This window comes from Moorena sp. SIO4A5 (assembly GCF_010672005.1).
Lineage (GTDB): Bacteria > Cyanobacteriota > Cyanobacteriia > Cyanobacteriales > Coleofasciculaceae > Moorena.
On sequence record NZ_JAAHHZ010000009.1, the window covers coordinates 37,879 to 55,444 of the forward strand.

Below are 17,566 nucleotides of genomic sequence, written 5' to 3' on the forward strand. Positions count from 1 at the left end.
GTAGGAATTGTGAGCATTGTTGATGCCATATTCCCTACTCCCTACTCCCTACTCCCTACTCCCTTTCCTATAGCGAGTAATGCCTGAGTTTTCGGGTGATCTCGCCACTCCATCCAAGCTGGGTCGTGACTGACTAACTCAATGGCTTCATCATTAATAGGAATAGCTTCTTCTAGATATTCCCATGCTTGTTCGCAGTTACCTACCAAGATGGCTAAGGCGCTCAGTCGGTACAGAATATCTCCTCGATCCCCTGTGTCCCATTGAGACAGCAATACTGTCCGCGTAAGCTCAATCTCGCTTTTGGCCTGGGTCAATCCCTGCCAGCGAGCCTTCGCTACTGCAATACAGTATAAAGCTGTAGTGTCATCAGGAACTTCCTCTAACCTCTGCTGGCAACAAGCGATCGCCTCAGCATATTGGCCGTCATAGCAAAGGATTAACCCTCTCTCAATCCGCCAATTTTTCACAAATATCGTTTTGTCAAGGGCGATCGCTCGGTCAAAATCAATCAGGGCTTTCTGGTAGCACTTCATCAGCTCATAAACTCGGGCACGATAGGCAATTGCCCAAAGGTAATCCGGCTTCAGCTCAATGGCTCGATCCAAGTCAGCCACTGCCATTGTGTAATATGCTTCCCCCATAAAGCGGTAGGTTACGCCCCGGTGAGCAAGGGCCCAAAGGTAGTTAGGGTTGAGATCAATAGCGCGGCTAAAATCTGTTCGGGCTTCCTGATAACGTTTGATCTGATAGTAGGTTTCTCCACGGTGAGCGAGAGCCCAAGGGTAGTTAGAATTTAGCTCAAGGGCATCGGTGAACTTAGCGAGGGCAGCTTCAAAATCTCCCATCAGCCGATCAGCCTCACCTTGCTGAGCTAGAGCCTTAGCTTTCTCAGGGTTCTGTGCGATCGCTAACTTGAGGTTGGACACAGTTTGTTGATAAGCTGTCATCAGATCTGTTTCTCCCCTGTAGCTTCTTTAACAAAAGACATACCTAAGCGCGCCATCATGTCTTTGTCCACAGGTGCTAGAGCGTGAGGCGGAATATAAAGGGTTGAAACCTCAGTAACACTGCTCTGTGGTAGCTTGGACAGAGGAATACGCTGGATAACTGGTTTGCAAACTGGATAATAAACAGCTGCTTCGTAAACAATCACTTCATGGTCACCTCCATAATGTGTTTTTAAGACCTCGGTCAATATAGTTAGAGGACGAAACTGTTCCTCCGGTTTGTAAAAACCGAGATTGCCAACCATGGCAATCTGCCACAAAATCAAGGGGCTAGTGGGGTCAAATTTACGCCGTCGAATCAAAAAGTCCGTTGCTTCAAAACTTTGACACCCGTTTCGACCAGGATCGAGACCAAGGTCAGCAAATAAGCAATCTTCCGCAGAAATCCCAGGTAGCATCTGTGCTCTGAAGCCTTCACGATGTGCCTGTTTAATAGCTGCCTGGGCTGGATTGGCAAAAACCCCAGGATGACCGTAAAACACAGCACAGACATTCAGCCCCTTACGAACGTCTGTCAATATCCTTTCGGTCATTTCTTGATAAGTGTCTCTGCGCCATTGATTGTTCCGGTTATATGGCAAAGCTTCTGCTGTGGCATTCAATTCTTTGAGCCATTTAGCCGTTACTGGGTCAGCCAAAGCATATAAAACCTTGTCCGCTTGTTCTATCCAGGCTTTCGCCCCCAAGGTCAGATGACTTACCAATTGAATCCCCGTACCAACAATTGTTAAGGAGCCAGTTTCCAAATTCAATTTACTCTTCAGCTTATAATCGGAGTTTTTCATCAGACTAACAGACACAAGACACAGACATTGAACTGGGATTTATGGAGCATTGTTTTAGTTCGTAGGGTGCGTTAGGGGCGGACTTGCCCTTATTTTTCGCCTCGAGCGCCAGCGTTGGGATAGTCCGCACCGTAACGCACCACCCAAGGGCTCGCCCTCATTTTCCGTCTCGAGCGCCAGGGTTGGGACAGTCCGCCCCTAACGCACCCTACGCACTACCAAAAGAGGTTTATTTTAAGCATTAAGCTGACCGCTGACCGCTGACCGCTGAATACTTACTATATTAGTTTGACTTTTGACCTACTAAACTCATAAAACTCATCTCATAACTCATATAAAATCTCATGAAAAAACTAATAAACAAAACATTGAATCGTGAACGGAGCATTAAAAACTGATCGTAAGCATTCAGCTATCAGCTAATGCGCTAGATCACAGGCTAGAAGCCTGTGCCACAAAGCACCTCAAGTCGCGAATGGCTGACCGCTGACCGCTGACCGCTGACCGCTGACCGCTGATCAATCATGATTAGGCTACGAGACAGATGCTGTATACATAAACTGTTGCTCTCCCTTGTTCGTAAAAAACTGCCGATACAATTCACAAGCTGCGATCGCTTGAGCACCTGAAAGTTTAATCAACCCCATACTGCTTAACTTGTGAGTTAGGATGGGGTCTAAGGGCACAGGTTCAGTGGCCTTGAGAACCGTATCAAGAGCTTGTGCTAATTCCGGCTGTTTTGCCAATGTTGCCCAATGACGCTGCAAGTGATTAGCATAAATTCCGGTAGCAGTGGGAGCACTTGCTAGCAGTTGGGAAAGAGTTATATCCTTGCGACTAAGATGATAGAGCGTTAAGTTTACCAGTGCCGGATGTCCCCCCAGCATTACCATTAATTGTTTAGCATCTTCGGGACCTATCCAGTCGAGTCCGTAGCGTTGAGCTAACTGCTGCACCTCGTCCTGGCTGAAGTTGTTTAACTGAACCGGCAGCCCCACATTGAAAGGAGACTGGTTAAGCTCGAGGGGAACGTAAATTTCCGTGGAGTGAACCACTACCAGGCGAAGCTTTTGCCAGATGGGCAGTCTTTTCCCTTCTTCGTACCAAGAACGCAACAGAGGTAAAAAATCCTTGGCGACTTGGGGATGCTCGAAAATCTGGCTCACCTCATCCAATGCCAAGATTAGGGGAGTATCAATTAAATCTAGTAGATAGTCTTGGAAGTAGAGGGTGCAGCTAATTTTACTGCCCAGGTCTTCATCCCAATACTCATCTAGCATCGGTTTACGCTGAAGCTGTTGAGCGATGTTGGCACACAGCCAGCGCAAAAATTGATTCAAATTGCTCAAAATTCCCTGCTCGACTTGCTCTAGGTTCAAGCTGACAGTATGGTAGCCCAGGCGGTTGCCATGGTCAAGAATCCTCAGCAGCAGAGAGGTTTTGCCCATTTCTCTGGGAGCTTTAATCCTGATTAACGCTCCCGGTTTCTTGATTTCTTGATAAACTTGCTCCTCAAGGGAAGAGCGTTCTAGGTAAAAGGGAGAGTTGATAGGGATTGAGCCACTGGGATAGCAAGGTAGTATCTCATGGGTTTCATTGGCAGCATTTCCCGTCAGCTCTGGCTTCACCAGATCTGGGTTCAAAGGGTTTGTCTCTGGGGATGCTTGGGTGGTGGCATAAGACTCCAGCAGCACCCGACAGTTTTTCTTGTTTACCCGCTGGCCAATCACCTGGGAGAGTCGCTGATACAAATCTGGAGCAACGACATTAGTAAGGTAGCCTGCACTATAACCTGCTTCGAGGGCAATTTGGTTATAAGTTCTATACTGCCAAATCCCACCCAGCATCATAACTTCTGTGGATGTAAGGGGTCGATGTTGACTCTCTTTTAGTTGACGGTCAACAATTTCCAGAATACAATCAATATTCATCTAAAATGTCACCCCAATTTATAAACAAGCACCTTTTAAGTGCTCGAGCAAACGTGACACACCGAAACGAGCGATCGAAGTTTTGCCCTCCCCTTTTGAGAACTAAAAGCTATAGTGTTTGTTGAATTTAAAAAACACTATTATGTATATAGGAATCAGCAAATTAGATGGGTTTCCCCTGAATGAGCCACCAATTTTAGAGCTGATGACTGGGCAATGGCACCCCAGTTAACCAGCAGTTAACCATAGGAGGTTTAATAACTAGTATTAATAACTAGTTATTACTAGTTATTTCCTATGATACCTAGTCTTGGTGGGGAGTCTTGGTGGGTATCAATCATACCCATAAATCAGAATTTACGAATATACGAATAGATAGCTAGTCTTGATTGACACTCCCCGCCCGCTTATGAGCGGGGATTCTTAGTTCTTCGACATGCCTTAAAGCTAGTTATCCGCCAAAGGCAATACTTAAGCCGAGTATCCGTTTAAAAACAAAATACCTAGCCTAACTTAACTAACCCCAGTGGGCTTATCTCCGTTAGCGTTGAGCTTCCTCAGTTTCCGTGTGCCGGAGACGAAACCTTATCAGAGGGTCGCCTTTATGGTTAGTCGGCTATGGGTAAAAGGGTTAAAACTTTGCCGATTTTGGCTCCACTCTTCTTACGGTAACTTCTAACCCCACGGTACTTTTAGTTTTTAAGGAAAGCTTTACTGGTTTTCGGTATCTGGCACGGATCCATACGTTTTTAATGAGGTTTTTCGCGCCTCACGTGCTAACATCGCAAAACGCTCGTGGGGTTTATGACAGTACCGACGAATCCTGTCTGTGTTAGGCCACTCTTTGATTATAACTAATCAGATAAAAGCCGTCTAACCAAGGACGGGGCTTGAAACCCAATTTTTTTCAGCTACCAGTCGATTAAAGGGATAATAGCACTCCTCTCGGTGGAACGGGCATCTTGCCCGTTTCTTGCGAGTAGGGAGCTTACCGATATGGCAGGCATTCAAGGCTTACTTTCCTCCTTTGATTTATTATCCTGACCTTAAATTATCATACCTTATATAATTTCCAGCTGAATATTAAATATTGTTAACTATTTTTATTGCTGGGACTCCCTGACAGGGGAGTGTAATAATAGCAGATAATAGCAGATAATAGCAGATAATAGGCAATATAGGGGGGTTGCTCCCCTCACAGCCATTGATTTTGTTTGTCTAAACGCGATTTCGTCAGATTTTTATAAGCGGGAAATGGGTATATAGGGATAATTATCCCCATTTCCCGCTTCTGTTGACTCCCCACTTTCGACTGTATATAGGGTTTTTATTTGAGATGTAAACGTGTATGGTCTTTTTTGATTGGACAATAAAACTTTGAATCTCTTTCCCCTCTTGCGTTTTGCATCTTGCCTCTTGCTTTTTTGAGCAATAATTTTGTTTACAACCTATATAAAAACCATATATATGAGTTTTTACATGAGTTTTTACATGAGTTTTTACATGAGTTTTTACATGAGTTTTATGAGATTAACAGACTAAAAACCGCTATACTCTCAAATGGTGATCGGGTATCGAGGTCAAAAATGTGGAGTACAAATCGTAAGCATATGCGCTACTTGAGGTGCTACTTGAGGTGCCGTCAGCCGTCAGCCGTCAGCCTAAGGCTCACGGCTGATAGCTGATAGCTGATAGCTGAATGCTTACTACAACAAATCAGCCCTGGACTCCAGTGGAGACCATACACCATTGTGTTGATCAATCAATTATGATCTCAGATATTCAATTAGAAGCCACTTCTACTGCATTGGGCCAATCTCATCACGTTTCACAGAAAGAGTTTTGGCAGCAATGGCGGCAATATCAAGATTATCTCTATCATCGCTGTCTCAGGTGGATGGGTGGAAACCCTACCGATGCTGAAGATGCCCTGAGTCGAGCGATGCTCAAGGCATGGGAGAAGGTGCAAAAATTTGCCGGGAAAATCGCTAATTTTAAGGCTTGGCTGACAAAGCTGACTCATAACCTCTGCGTGGATATACATCGAGAACATGGTCGCAGCGCGAACCACGTTGAGGATATAGAAGGGATTCGAGAGGAAAAAGGACTGGTTTCCTGTGAGGATACCCCAGAAAGGGCTTTGGAAACAGACGAGAAAAAGATTGCTATCAGCAGTGCCATTGATAACTTACCTGCTCGGCTCCACCACACCTTTATCCTGCATTTTTATCAAGAACTGTCTTATCGAGAGATAGCCCAACAGCAAAATATTTCCTACCAGAATGTCTGCAAGCGCATCTCCCAGGCGCGGGCGATTCTGAGAGAGGAGTTGAGGGGATATTTTATCGGCGAGGATGAGACTGATCAGGATTTATCGGTTACACCAACTAATCAGGCAACTGAGTCAGCAATTGGGGAAATGTCCCAGCCGAATGCGGAAGTTGAACCGATTGTGGGCGAGACGGTGACATCATCTGTTGCGGTGGAAGAACTGGACAGTGGTGTTGGTGAGGAAGTGCAGGAGGTAGTGCGATTGGTGCAGGAGTCTGAGTCGGTTCCTGTTGCAGCTACTTCTGATCAGAAGTTAGAAGTCAACAATGAGGCATTGCTGAGGGGCGGGATAAATATCAGTGGGGTGGGCATCTTGCCTGCCCGGAAATTGAAACAGGCAAGATGCCCGTTCCACCAAGATGGCCATTCCACAGCCAGATGCCTGTTCCAGCAAGATGGCCATTCCACAGCCAGATGCCCACCCCACCAAGATGGCCATTTCACCAAGATGCCTGTTCCACCAAGATGGCCATTCTACAAAACTCTTAAAATCATCCCCCATTTATGCAACCCTAAACATGGTTGTCTGTGTGTTGAAGCAGCGGTGTGTGAAAGGCAGCCTGCACCAATTAATAAAAATCTCCTCCATCTTCCCATTCTTCCCACACTCCCCACCTCCCCATCTCCCCATAGTCCCCAACAGTTATAGATTTACAACAAAAAGATGCACCCATCGTGTAGGTTGGACTCAAGGCAATGAAATCCAACATTATCTCTCCCTTTTGTTACCTTGAGAGAGTTAGATTTCAGAAAGTTCAACCCAACCTACGGCTACTGCTATAAAGTTCGATAAAGTGCCTTCCCGTAGCGGCTTGTACCGATAATCCCGTAGCGGCTCTTTCAGAGAATCGCTTTTTGGACGAGGTACAAATTTCTGGGTTTTAGAGAGCTAAGGCCGTAGCCCACGTTTTGGCCTACGGCCTCCGCTGCGCGTTCGCGTAGCGTGGCCCACGGCCAAACGCGAACAGAGCAGGAAATAGGAAACTTCAAAATTGGGAACAGGGAAGAAATTCTGTGTACCTCGAAAAACCCTGTCTTGAGACTTATTTATAAAAAAAGCCAACTAAAAAAATTCAGAAAAGGCTCTCTGGAATCGTCTTTAAAGTGTAGAGACTGAAGACAAAAAGTAAAATTTGTCCATCGGTTTATCCAAATTTAGAGGTTAAATCTACATGAAACTTAACAAGATTTTGAAGAGCTTCCTCATTGTTTTTGCTGGGTTCCTTATTACACTCAACTTCATGGCTGGTTCTGCGTTGGCGGATGCGCCTATCAAACTCGACCTGGCTGGACAATTTAAGGTGTATGCCAATAACGAACAAGGTGTTAAAGTTTTCTACCCCGCCACTAAATTTTCTGACTATGGAGATTACTTTTTTCACGCAGACGGTATATGGAAAGGAGGACCGGATATAGATAAATGTGGACCTGAAGGGGATCCAGATTACTGGAATCGAGGACAAATGATGGATCCTCAGTATGATCCATTTTCTCTGATTATAAACTGTGACATACCCTTAGAAGAATATCAATATACCAGGAATCCCGAAATACCACTGTATAAAGATCAAACCTGTGCCTTTTTGATGAATGATGCAAACTATCCCGACAACACAGGTTATCTAACTGTTGAGTACGTACGTATGAACTAACAGTTTAGGTGATATATGTATTTGTTGAATGTAGTAGACGTGTCCGAAAATTTGAAAGCAAGTCTAAGACAACCTTTGACTTCTGTTGAATGAGTTTGAATAAAAAACTCATACGCAACGATATTTAGGTACTCAGAAGCTTTTAATTTCAATAAAAGTGCGATCGCGAAGCGTAGCCCTTTGGGCTAATCGCCGATCTTGTCGGGTGCGTTAACAAAGTGTAACGCACCTGTTTAAATTATCAGTAATGGAATGGCTTATCCTAGGATTAATACTCCCATGGTAGAATCTACAACTAGTCGATTTTCATTCCCGGCTACATTTACCCCTGACCAGTCTGATGGCGGGTTTGTGGTAACTTTCAGGATTTGCCAGAAGCTATTACTCAGGGAGATTCCATGGAAGAAGCCTTAGCTGAAGCAGCTGACTGTTTGGAAGAAGCGATGCGCGCGCATTGAGCCGCTACGCGATCGCACTCGAGAATTGATGACCAACTCGACATCCCCAATCCCTCACCCGGTGGCAGGCGGAGACTATTTAGTCCCGGTGCCAATTCAGACTGCCTTAAAAGCTGCCTTTACCTGGGGATAACTGAGGCAGGGATCACATCACTGCTACTGGCCGATACTCTACAATTAGAATAGGAAGTTCTTGAGGAAGAAAGCCAATGACATGGCAAGAATTGCAAAACCAAGCATTGCAATTACCAATAAGCGTACGCTGGCGTTTAGTCCAGTCCCTTTTGGCCTCAATTGAACAAGAAACCCTGTTATCTAGGTCTTATAGCTCAAGTTCAACACCAATGACTGGTCTTGATCCTTGGACTCAAAGCCTACTTGGTGTGGTTGAGCTAAGTCCAGAGGATTCCAAAGAGTCGTACATCGATTATCTTGAGGCAAAATACAAGTGAGACGGGTGTTGTTTGATAGCGACGTATTACTTGATGTTCTAGCTCAACGCCAACCATTTGTGGTTGCTTCGGCACAAGCATTAAATACAGTAACCCAGGAAGACGTTGAAGGATATGTTTCAGGCCATGCCATAACCAATATTTTCTATATTTTGCGTCGTCAGGTGGGCAGTGAGGTTGCACTGAGACTACTATCAACTTTATTAGAACGTATTGAAGTTGCCAGCATAACCGATCAGGTGATTCGAGCTGCTCTGCAAAGCTCCATGACGGATTTTGAGGATGCAGTGAGCAGTGAAGCTGCACTTGCCTTAGGTCTCGACCTGATCGTTACACGCAATATATCTGATTTTGTGTCATCTTCAGTTCCCGTAATGCTACCGGAGGAATTCTTGGCAGCGCGATCAGAATCAACTTAAGTGCAGGGTTTTCGAGCGATGCAGCGCGGTCTTGGGGGTTTCCCCCATGAGCGACTGCATCAAGACAGAGAGCGATCGCATTTCTATTTTCAACCCCACACCCGACCCAAATCCAACACAAAACCCGGTAACACCTCTTCCCCCGACAACTCAGTTGGATTCTGCAACACTTCCACCGCCAAACCCGGTCGATAAATTTCCACCAGTCGCTGCTGTGGATCGATTAACCAGGCCAGTCTCGCGCCATTGTCGATATACTCTGTCATTTTAGCTTCCAGAGACTGAACCCGATCTGAGCTAGACCGTAACTCAAGCACAAAATCCGGGCAGATATTAGCAAACGTGCCTTTTTGTTCTGGAGTAAGTGCCTGCCAACGTTCTCGGCTCACCCAACAGGCATCGGGAGAACAAGTCGCACCATTAGGTAAAATGAAGCCAGTAGAAGAGTCAAAGGCTTTACCTGGTTCCCCTGCATTACGCCACCACAAATACAACTCTCCAGAAATACTCCAATTTAGTTTTCCAGTTTTCCAGCCTGTTGGTGGGTTCACAATTAACTCTCCAAGTGCCGTTCTTTCCAGTCTCAAGTCGCGGTTGGCTGCTGCAAGGGCTGTAAACTGTTCCTGGGTGACGTACAACCCGATTGTCCTAGGCAACTCAATCAATAGGGTTTCAGTTTCTGGACTGGCAGGTGTTTGTATCATCTTGACCTATATTTATAAGACCCGGTGGTAAGGAAATCCTCGTGTCACTATTCAAAAGGGAAAGAGTGGAAAGGCTAAAGTTTATCAAGTTCGTCAAGTCTTAGAGGCTATTGATAAGTTGGAGGACAGTAATGAAAGTTAATCACCAACACTACACTTATAGCATCACATGGTTAAAAGAAGACGAGGAGTTTGTAGGATTATGTGCCGAATTTCCCAGTCTATCTCACCTTGACACATCTCTGGTAGCTGCTTTAGAAGGCATTAGTAATTTAGTCGCAGAAGTTCTCGAAGACATGGAAACCTCTGGAGAACCTATGCCACAACCTCTTGCCGAGAAAAAATATACCGGTCAGTCTTATGAAGATGAAAGGATGATTCAAGCTATCCTTCAAGAGGGAGAAGGTGGAGAGCGTGAGGTGGAGTCACCAGTCGGCTACGTTGATTTGTTAACTGATGAGTATGTAATCGAGGTCAAACACGTTAAAGTCTGGAAGGACGGCACTAAAGTGCTTCTGTATGCTCCCTACTTTCCAGGTCGAAAACCACGAGTTCATCTGTTTGGTGGCTATAGTAAGGATTTCCGAACTCTGCTAGAAAATTCCTTTGAGACGTTGGGTATTACTACAACTTGGGAGCGTGAACCCTTTTAGGGTGTATCCACTGATGAAAAAGCGATCGCAACTCTTTGTGATTGGCCGTAGGCCACGCTACGCGAACGAAAAATTGCGATCGCCCTTGACTTTACCCTTAGAAAAGGAAAGTGCTTGAGGCAGAGAGCCAATGACATGGTAAGAATTGCCAAACCAAGCCTTGCAATTACCTATAGGGTTTATCCTACTTATGAGGTATAATAATACAGAGATTAACTAGTGAGTTATAACAATCTGGGATAAAACCTTACTCAATTGACTTTCGGCCAAAAATTCTAGAAGTCCATAAAAACTAAAATCTATTAATATGAGTAAGAAAAAAAAGAAAAAACATCCTGGGGGACATAAGTTTTATGAACCTAGCGACTATAGGCCGGTAAACTGTAAAAACGTCCCAGGAGAACGAGCTAGGAAAAAGTGTAAAAAATGGAACAAATTTGTTGCAGAAAGAGCTAAGCTGAAGAAACAAGGTCTGTTTGAAGAGATGAAAAAACTAGAGCAAGAGTATCACGGAATAGACTTAACAGAAGAGACGACTGTGGATACTCCAGATTGCCTTGAAGAAGAAGAATTGTACTACGACGGTTATTTAGATGAATACAGAACTTGGTTTTAAGTCACTGGTTTGACCTAGCCTATGAATGCTTCCCATTTAATCAGCTCTCCAAACTTTTCTGATAATCTAAGTTAAGAAATAGAAGTATATTACCAATGGTAATCCCGATGACGATAAATTGAGGGAAAACTACTGAAAGTAAATCACCCCAAATATTTTTCATAAAAGGAAGACTAGTTAAGACACTATTCAAGATAAATTGTAAGCATAAAACACTCAATACACTTAGAAAAATGAAGAAGAATACTTTCCACCAATTCCCTTCAACGATAGAGCGACTGTAATCGAAAGCATCTTTTCCCCTTTGGTCTCGGAGAATAAAAGCCAGCCCATAGTATTGATTATTTACCGCATAAACTATCCCTGGGATTATAAGTAGTATAAATCTGATCAAATAGTTAATACTAAATATCAAAGATAGCCCAACTAGAGGAATGAAACTCGAAACTATTTTTTGGACTATAGTCTGATAAGTGGTATGTCTTCCATGAAGAGAATTTTCTGTAATCAGCGATAGGGCTATGTAATAGTCAAACTTGCTAAACCTATAACAATAGAAACAACTACAAAAAAAGCCAGAAACAATCCTTAAGTCTTATTTGTATTTTCCGGGTTCAAAGCTGACAAAATTATCAGCAAAGGGAAATAGATTGTACAAAACAACAGTAGGATAGGCTTCAAATTTTTCAGATAAACACCAAATCCCATTGAGATTAATTCAATTAATCCAAGTTTTCGGCTTTTAAGTTCAGATAGACTACTCATAGTTACGGCTCCATCAACGGGTATTTATATAGTAGTTATCAACTAGGTAAGGTTGAGGTTACTTTTTGAGTTTAGGTAATAGGTAAAAGGTAACCGAAAAAAAATATGTTTACCTTATTACTAGGATAAGCGCTATCAAATAAACAAGGGTTTAATTCTATGTGATTTAATCTAAATTTCCTACTGGTATAGAAAAAAGGACTCGAAAGGCGATTGTCAGAAGTTTGATCACCAGAAGGAACGCCCTTGGGATAGCTAGAACGACACAAGTTGGGAGTCTCAAGCCAACAGCCACCCCATATGCCTCAATGTGAAGCTCTATAGTTAGTTGTCCTAGCGGTTTCGCCTACAGTTTTATTAGTATAATTAATTGTAATTATAAATTATAGTTATAGCAGTTTTCGTAGTAATGAGGTAAACAGGATTTTTTCCCACTTTCGTTCCCCCCTTATTAAGTTCCCCCCTTATTAAGGGGGGTTAGGAGGGATCCCTTTTCTGACTTCCCGACTCCCGACTCCCGACTCCCGACTCCCATTAACCCTGCAACTGTCTACCTGACCGATTTGAGAAATGCTAGATCATACCGGTGGTCGGCACACTACTCCCAGACAAAACCCATGCCAATCATCTAGTCCAATGGCATGAGCTGCTTCTTGATTGACCTTTGTAGGTTTCTGCTGAACACTTAACTTTCTAAACTTGATATAAGCCAACAATTAACAGCCGACAACCAAAGAGAGGTCTTCTGTCTGATGGAGTTATACAAACCTGGGCTTGTCCCTGACGATCCCTTGACAAAGAGAAAACGGTTTAACCAAGCCTCCCTAGGTTTAGTCTCTACTCTAAGTTTTCCAGTAATTGTTAGTACTGCTGACGCCATGCTCAAGTCAGCAGAAGTTACCCTTGTGGGTTATGAAAAAACTGGTAGTGGTCACTGCACTGCCATTGTGCGGGGAGCGATCGCTGAGGTGCGAATTGCTGTCGAATCGGGTAAGGATTATGCTCAACGAGAGGGTGAGTTGCTCTCCTCGACAATCATTGCGCGACCACTTCCCAACCTGGAAGTGATATTTCCCATCGGTGTTCACCTACTCGATCAAGTTAACCAAAATCATCGTAGCCGGGTCAGTAATCATGCCCTAGGTCTTTTAGAAACCAGGGGATTGCCAGCAATGGTTGGTGCCTCGGATGCCATGCTCAAAGCTGCCAATGTACAGCTTACTGCCTACGAAACCATTGGGGCGGGTTTATGTACTGCCATTATTCGGGGTCGTGTGGCAGATGTAGCAGTTGCTTTACAAGTTGGAATGGCTGAAGCCCAGCGTATTGGTGAACTAACCGCTGTGACAGTGATTCCTAGACCTCTTGAAGATTTAGAGAAAAGCTTGCCAGTAGCGAGTTGCCTGATCGAGGAGCAACCACAACCGTTGAGAATACCAGTTAAGGTAAAGGAAGCAGAAAAAGAGCTTGTAGAACTACCAGATTTAAGAAACTTACCCATACGTACCAAAGATTCATAATAGCTACCATGGAAAAAAGTCCACCATGAACACCATGAAATTCCCTTTTCCCCATTTCCCACTCCCTACTCCTGACTTTCAAGACTGTCAAAGACTAAGATCTATATCCTCATAGGAGTAATATCATTGAAGCAAGCCACATTGCATCAGTTAAGGGTCTTTGAAGCAGTCGCTCGGCACCACAGCTTTACACGAGCTGCAGAAGAACTGTTTCTCACCCAACCCACTGTCTCTATGCAGGTGAAGCAGCTAACCAAAGTTGTTGGTATGCCTCTGTTTGACCAGGTAGGTAAGCGAATCTACCTGACCCAGGTTGGTGAGGCACTAGTTAAAACCTGCCGCGATATCTTTGAGAATTTAGACCAGTTTGAGATGAAAGTGGCAGATCTCAAAGGTTTAAAACAGGGGCGTCTGCGCTTAGCAGTGATTACAACTGCGAAATATTTTATTCCTCGTTTACTAGGTCCGTTTTGCCAGCGTTATCCAGGCATTGATATTTCTCTCCAAGTCACCAACCACGAATACATCCTTGGTCGTCTCAGTGAGAATCTAGATGACTTATACATTATGAGTCAGCTTCCGGAAAACCAGGAGACCTGCTATAAACCAGTGCAAGAAAACCCCCTGGTTGTGATCGCACGGGTCGATCATCCTCTAGCTCAGGAAAAAAATATCCCCCTTAAACGTCTAGCTCAAGAAACCTTTATTATGAGGGAGCCTGGTTCGGGAACACGCAAAGCTGTACAAAAACTATTCGATTACCACCAGATTTCACCAAAGGTGCGGCTGGATTTGGGGAGTAATGAGGCAATTAAGCAAGCGATCGCAGGGGGTTTAGGAATTTCTGTATTATCTCGTCATACCTTAGTTATGGAAGGGGTTAACTCTGAGCTGGTGGTTTTGGATGTAGAACACTTTCCCATCGAGCGTTACTGGTATGCTGTCTATCCGCGTAGCAAACAACTATCGATTGTTGCTGGTACTTTTCTAGATTATCTATTGAGTTCAGAGCCACTGATTTGCCACAAATAAGATTGGTCAATAGCTCAAGCAAACCAGCTGTATCCTCCTTTTGACGGAACAGCTGGCTATTGTGCTTTTGCGCAAAGGTGCTATCGCTTAATTGGTTGACGCGGGATTTATTGAGATTTATTCAAATAATTTTGAGCTTGTTTGAGAGCGATCGCACCAATATTGTAAGCTACCCAGCCTAGTGCTAGGAGTAAAGGCAATAAGACTATTAATAGACGTAAATCCATGGTTCTAGTATCCTCCCTATAATGCTTGAAGTATTTTTACCCTCCCACCCCTAGAAGAAGTGGGGTTATTGGTTGAACAAGTTGCCGTGACTCAGTAATCAAATAACTCTTACCAAGCTAGATGGGTAACCTCCCTCAGCTTGATATGCCTTGTACCGGACGGTACTTAGTTGTTTATATATATAGTCGCACCTAATGGGTCAATTTTTTTTAGTTAATTTTTCAGTAAGCTGATCACCCATTTGTTCAAGACGTTGCACGCTTCTTGGGAAAAACTTAATCAAAGTCAATCAAAGTTACCCACAGTTTACTAATTGGGAAGGAATCGGTAAAACGCGATGCAGCGCTGTTCTGATGGTGTTTTTCTCAATTATTGTCCACTGTTCCCTGATCGGAAGTTCCCTGTTCCGGGTTCCGGGCAACGGCAGCGAAGTATTATGTTAGACTAAACCCTAAATCTGTGCCTTTACCTGCATGAACTAGAGCCAACTTTTCATAGTGCCGTGCATGTTCAATCAGTTCAGCGGCTTGAGCCTCCGAAACATCCCGTAATTTTTTGGCAGGTACACCGACTACCAGGGACAGGGGAGGAACGTCTTTACTAACCACAGCTCCAGCGCCCACGATACTACCATGACCGACACGAACCCCATCGATTACCACTGCTCCAATACCAATCAAGCTACCCTGTTCAATATATGCTGAATGAATGACAGCGCGATGACCAACAGTGACATGGTCTTCTAAAACTGTTGGCTTGCCGGGATCTCCGTGTAAAATTGCGCCATCTTGAATATTAGTGCGATCGCCAATCTCGATGCGCTCCACATCACCTCTGACTACAGCACCATACCAAATGCTAACTCCTGCAGCTACGGACACCTGACCCATAACTACAGCATTAGGGGCGACAAAGGCAGCAAGAGAAAGATCTGGGGGAGGCCAAAAAGATGTCAGTATTGGGGTTTGAGGTAAGGGATAATCCACAATTAATCACAATAGGGAGATAATGGTAATTAATACCTTAGGTTTTACATAGGTTTTACAGTGGGGTCACTGAGACCAACACCACTAAATACCCAGTTATAATGATGGAGCCATTAGGTAATAGCATATACCTCTAAGGCACTCCCTAGCATTTAATGATTGATTCTAGCTTGCAGTACCCGATATTCGGTTCAGAAATTAAATGTCCTCACTGCCGTCAGATAATTCCGGCATTGACGTTGACTGACACTTACTTGTGTCCACGTCATGGTGCGTTTGAAGCCAACCCAAAAACTGGGGAACTGATTCATTTACAATCTGGGCGTCACTGGCGTCTATGGCAAGATAAATGGTACCGACAGCACACTCATCCTGATGGAATTCGCTTTGAGATTCACGAAGCCCTAGACAAGCTATACACTGAAGGATATCGGGCAACACGGGTAATTATTGCCAGTCGTTATCGGGATTTAGTGAGTGCCTACCTAGAGCGCAGTACCCCCTGGCGAGGGAACTCAGAGTCAGGCCAACCCAGGTTGTATGGCTTGCCGGTAGAATTTAGCCCAGAACCTGAGGAAGAACCTTGTTGGGAAGTGATCAATTTTGATTTGGAAAAAGAACCTGGAGTACCTGTGCGCTACCCTTATTTCCGATTGTTTTAGTTATTGGTGATTGGTGATTAGTGATTGGTGATTGGTGATTGGTGATTTCACTACACCTGTTGTTGGTTAGAAAGGAAAAAGGGTAAAGGAAAAAGGCCAAAGGACAAAACCCATGCATCATGCTTCGATTCGCACAGCCAATATTCATCGCGCGATCGCATTTTATGAGAAGTTGGGATTCACGGTATCTGAACGCTTCACTACTGGCATGACTCTAGCGTGTTGGATGAAGGGACTGGGTGGACGCTTGGAACTAATCCAAATTCCTGAACCATTACCAGCACCGGATGCCTTTGGGGATGAGCATTATGTGGGGTATTACCACGTGTCTTTTGACCTAACGGATAGGGCTACTGACTTGCCAAGTTGGTTAGAGTCCTTGAAAGAAAGTTTTAAAGAGGCTTCTGAGCAGAACCCAGAGCAGTTTCAGCCCTTGAAGGTTCTGTTGGAACCTACCCAACAGATGATCGGTAATCATGTTTATGAGGTAGCCTTTATCGCTGATACTGATGGTTTACCGTTGGAGTTTTTGTATCTCATAAAAACCTAGACATAGCTAGACATAGGTGTTAGGAAGTCGGGAGCGGTGCGACCCGAAGGTGCGACCCAAGGGCGCGAGCAATCCCTCGCGCCCTTGGAGGCGCGCACCTTGAGCGAATTTAATTACGGGTCAAGCGCACCGAGGGAGTCGGAATGCCCTGAAAAAAAAATTACTGGTCTGTATAGCGGTTTTTCCCCTAATGAGGTAGACAGAATTTTTGCCCTGTTCTCTGTTCCCTGTTCCCTGTTCCCTGTTCCCTGTTCCCTGTTCCCTGTTCCCTGTTCCCTGTTCCCTGTTCCCTGTTCCCTGTTCCCTGTTCCCTGTTCCCTGTTCCCTGTTCCCTGTTCCCTGTTCCCTGTTCCCTGTTCCCTGTTCCCTGTTCCCTGTTCCCTGTTCCCTGTTCCCTGTTCCCTGTTCCCTGTTCCCTGTTCCCTGTTCCCTGTTCCCTGTTCCCTGTTCCCTGTTCCCTGTTCCCTGTTCCCTAAAACCAGAAACTCTGTATCTCACCAAATTGAAAACCGCTATATTGGTCACTTTTACCTTTTAGCTTTTACCTTGTGCCTTCTTTGCCGTCGTTCTGCTATATACTGGCGGCGACTTTGTATAGACACAACTTTCGCCTCACTACTCTCTCGTGCCACCCGAATCAACAACCCAGCGGAACACAAACTGGAAATCATCGAACTTCCCCCATAACTAAAGAATGGGAAGGGTAAACCAGTAGTGGGAAGAGCCCCAGAAGCAACACCAATATTTAACAGAGACTGTCCGACAATAAACAGCATTGCCCCAATCGCGATTAACTGATAGACTCGGTTTCT

The 17,566-nt window shown here is 44.5% G+C and carries 21 protein-coding genes; 12 read left to right on the plus strand and 9 right to left on the minus strand.

Translation table 11 applies throughout. The features are described from left to right. Nucleotides 1-41 precede the first annotated feature (41 nt). The 4 genes from F6K57_RS06190 to F6K57_RS06205 all read right to left on the minus strand — a co-directional run bounded on the left by F6K57_RS06190 (nucleotide 42) and on the right by F6K57_RS06205 (nucleotide 4,737). Nucleotides 42-950, minus strand: coding sequence for a tetratricopeptide repeat protein (locus F6K57_RS06190; protein ID WP_293018885.1), 909 nt, complete (start codon nucleotides 948-950; stop codon nucleotides 42-44). Then, the gene (locus tag F6K57_RS06195) at nucleotides 950-1,795 is read right to left on the minus strand and encodes an SAM-dependent methyltransferase (RefSeq protein ID WP_293065804.1); all 846 of its coding nucleotides are present in this window, start codon (nucleotides 1,793-1,795) and stop codon (nucleotides 950-952) included. The genes F6K57_RS06190 and F6K57_RS06195 overlap by 1 nt, the downstream gene beginning before the upstream one ends. Nucleotides 1,796-2,328: 533 nt before the next feature. Next, complete coding sequence (locus F6K57_RS06200) at nucleotides 2,329-3,726, minus strand: AAA-like domain-containing protein (protein WP_293018881.1); 1,398 nt, start codon at nucleotides 3,724-3,726, stop codon at nucleotides 2,329-2,331. 873 nt (nucleotides 3,727-4,599) lie between these two features. After that, the gene (locus tag F6K57_RS06205) at nucleotides 4,600-4,737 is read right to left on the minus strand and encodes a hypothetical protein (protein ID WP_293018879.1); all 138 of its coding nucleotides are present in this window, start codon (nucleotides 4,735-4,737) and stop codon (nucleotides 4,600-4,602) included. A 757-nt stretch (nucleotides 4,738-5,494) separates the two neighbouring features. On the opposite strand from F6K57_RS06205, the gene F6K57_RS06210 reads away from it, so the two are divergent. Then, nucleotides 5,495-6,706 carry a sigma-70 family RNA polymerase sigma factor gene (locus tag F6K57_RS06210; RefSeq protein WP_293065808.1) on the plus strand — a complete coding sequence of 404 codons (1,212 nt, stop codon included), beginning with the start codon at nucleotides 5,495-5,497 and terminating at the stop codon, nucleotides 6,704-6,706. A 240-nt stretch (nucleotides 6,707-6,946) separates the two neighbouring features. On the opposite strand, the gene F6K57_RS06215 is transcribed toward F6K57_RS06210, so the two are convergent. After that, nucleotides 6,947-7,120, minus strand: a complete 174-nt coding sequence (locus F6K57_RS06215; RefSeq protein ID WP_293065811.1) for a hypothetical protein — start codon at nucleotides 7,118-7,120, stop codon at nucleotides 6,947-6,949. Between the two features lie 178 nt (nucleotides 7,121-7,298). Here F6K57_RS06215 and F6K57_RS06220 point away from each other — a divergent pair, with 178 nt between their 5' ends. From F6K57_RS06220 to F6K57_RS06230, 3 genes are all read left to right on the plus strand, one after another. Then, a complete protein-coding gene (locus F6K57_RS06220) occupies nucleotides 7,299-7,709 on the plus strand; it encodes a hypothetical protein (RefSeq protein ID WP_293065813.1) in 411 nt (136 codons plus the stop codon). A 667-nt stretch (nucleotides 7,710-8,376) separates the two neighbouring features. After that, complete coding sequence (locus F6K57_RS06225) at nucleotides 8,377-8,619, plus strand: hypothetical protein (RefSeq protein WP_293018875.1); 243 nt, start codon at nucleotides 8,377-8,379, stop codon at nucleotides 8,617-8,619. Further along, a complete protein-coding gene (locus tag F6K57_RS06230) occupies nucleotides 8,616-9,038 on the plus strand; it encodes a PIN domain-containing protein (RefSeq protein ID WP_293018873.1) in 423 nt (140 codons plus the stop codon). Before F6K57_RS06225 ends, F6K57_RS06230 begins: the two co-directional genes overlap by 4 nt. Nucleotides 9,039-9,127: 89 nt before the next feature. On the opposite strand, the gene F6K57_RS06235 is transcribed toward F6K57_RS06230, so the two are convergent. Continuing rightward, nucleotides 9,128-9,742: a Uma2 family endonuclease gene (locus tag F6K57_RS06235; RefSeq protein ID WP_293018871.1), complete on the minus strand. Its 615-nt coding sequence runs from the start codon at nucleotides 9,740-9,742 to the stop codon at nucleotides 9,128-9,130. Nucleotides 9,743-9,873: 131 nt separating this feature from the next. Here F6K57_RS06235 and F6K57_RS06240 point away from each other — a divergent pair, with 131 nt between their 5' ends. The 5 genes from F6K57_RS06240 to F6K57_RS06260 all read left to right on the plus strand — a co-directional run bounded on the left by F6K57_RS06240 (nucleotide 9,874) and on the right by F6K57_RS06260 (nucleotide 14,328). Then, the gene (locus F6K57_RS06240) at nucleotides 9,874-10,395 is read left to right on the plus strand and encodes a hypothetical protein (protein ID WP_293065817.1); all 522 of its coding nucleotides are present in this window, start codon (nucleotides 9,874-9,876) and stop codon (nucleotides 10,393-10,395) included. Beyond that, nucleotides 10,382-10,513 carry a hypothetical protein gene (locus tag F6K57_RS06245; protein ID WP_293065820.1) on the plus strand — a complete coding sequence of 44 codons (132 nt, stop codon included), beginning with the start codon at nucleotides 10,382-10,384 and terminating at the stop codon, nucleotides 10,511-10,513. Before F6K57_RS06240 ends, F6K57_RS06245 begins: the two co-directional genes overlap by 14 nt. 189 nt (nucleotides 10,514-10,702) lie before the next feature. Beyond that, nucleotides 10,703-11,011, plus strand: a complete 309-nt coding sequence (locus F6K57_RS06250; protein WP_293018865.1) for a hypothetical protein — start codon at nucleotides 10,703-10,705, stop codon at nucleotides 11,009-11,011. Nucleotides 11,012-12,528: 1,517 nt separating this feature from the next. Beyond that, a complete protein-coding gene (locus F6K57_RS06255) occupies nucleotides 12,529-13,296 on the plus strand; it encodes a BMC domain-containing protein (protein ID WP_075896843.1) in 768 nt (255 codons plus the stop codon). Nucleotides 13,297-13,422: 126 nt separating this feature from the next. Next, nucleotides 13,423-14,328, plus strand: coding sequence for a LysR family transcriptional regulator (locus F6K57_RS06260; RefSeq protein WP_293035716.1), 906 nt, complete (start codon nucleotides 13,423-13,425; stop codon nucleotides 14,326-14,328). Between the two features lie 107 nt (nucleotides 14,329-14,435). Here F6K57_RS06260 and F6K57_RS06265 read toward each other — a convergent pair whose 3' ends face one another. Together F6K57_RS06265 and F6K57_RS06270 are read right to left on the minus strand one after the other, a co-directional pair. Continuing rightward, the gene (locus tag F6K57_RS06265) at nucleotides 14,436-14,555 is read right to left on the minus strand and encodes a photosystem II protein Y (protein WP_293035713.1); all 120 of its coding nucleotides are present in this window, start codon (nucleotides 14,553-14,555) and stop codon (nucleotides 14,436-14,438) included. Nucleotides 14,556-14,990: 435 nt separating this feature from the next. After that, on the minus strand, nucleotides 14,991-15,542 hold the full coding sequence (locus tag F6K57_RS06270; RefSeq protein ID WP_293035710.1) for a gamma carbonic anhydrase family protein: 552 nt from the start codon (nucleotides 15,540-15,542) through the stop codon (nucleotides 14,991-14,993). A 155-nt stretch (nucleotides 15,543-15,697) separates the two neighbouring features. On the opposite strand from F6K57_RS06270, the gene F6K57_RS06275 reads away from it, so the two are divergent. The 3 genes from F6K57_RS06275 to F6K57_RS06285 all read left to right on the plus strand — a co-directional run bounded on the left by F6K57_RS06275 (nucleotide 15,698) and on the right by F6K57_RS06285 (nucleotide 17,292). Beyond that, a complete protein-coding gene (locus F6K57_RS06275; protein WP_293035708.1) occupies nucleotides 15,698-16,204 on the plus strand; it encodes a TIGR02652 family protein in 507 nt (168 codons plus the stop codon). 112 nt (nucleotides 16,205-16,316) lie between these two features. Further along, a complete protein-coding gene (locus F6K57_RS06280) occupies nucleotides 16,317-16,754 on the plus strand; it encodes a VOC family protein (RefSeq protein ID WP_293035706.1) in 438 nt (145 codons plus the stop codon). A 208-nt stretch (nucleotides 16,755-16,962) separates the two neighbouring features. Beyond that, nucleotides 16,963-17,292, plus strand: coding sequence for a hypothetical protein (locus F6K57_RS06285; protein WP_293065827.1), 330 nt, complete (start codon nucleotides 16,963-16,965; stop codon nucleotides 17,290-17,292). Here the strand turns inward: F6K57_RS06285 and F6K57_RS06290 are convergent. Continuing rightward, nucleotides 17,282-17,566, minus strand: a 285-nt coding sequence (locus F6K57_RS06290) for an FtsW/RodA/SpoVE family cell cycle protein (RefSeq protein WP_293065830.1), incomplete at its 5' end; no start/stop codon positions are given. The two genes, F6K57_RS06285 and F6K57_RS06290, sit on opposite strands and share 11 nt — an antisense overlap.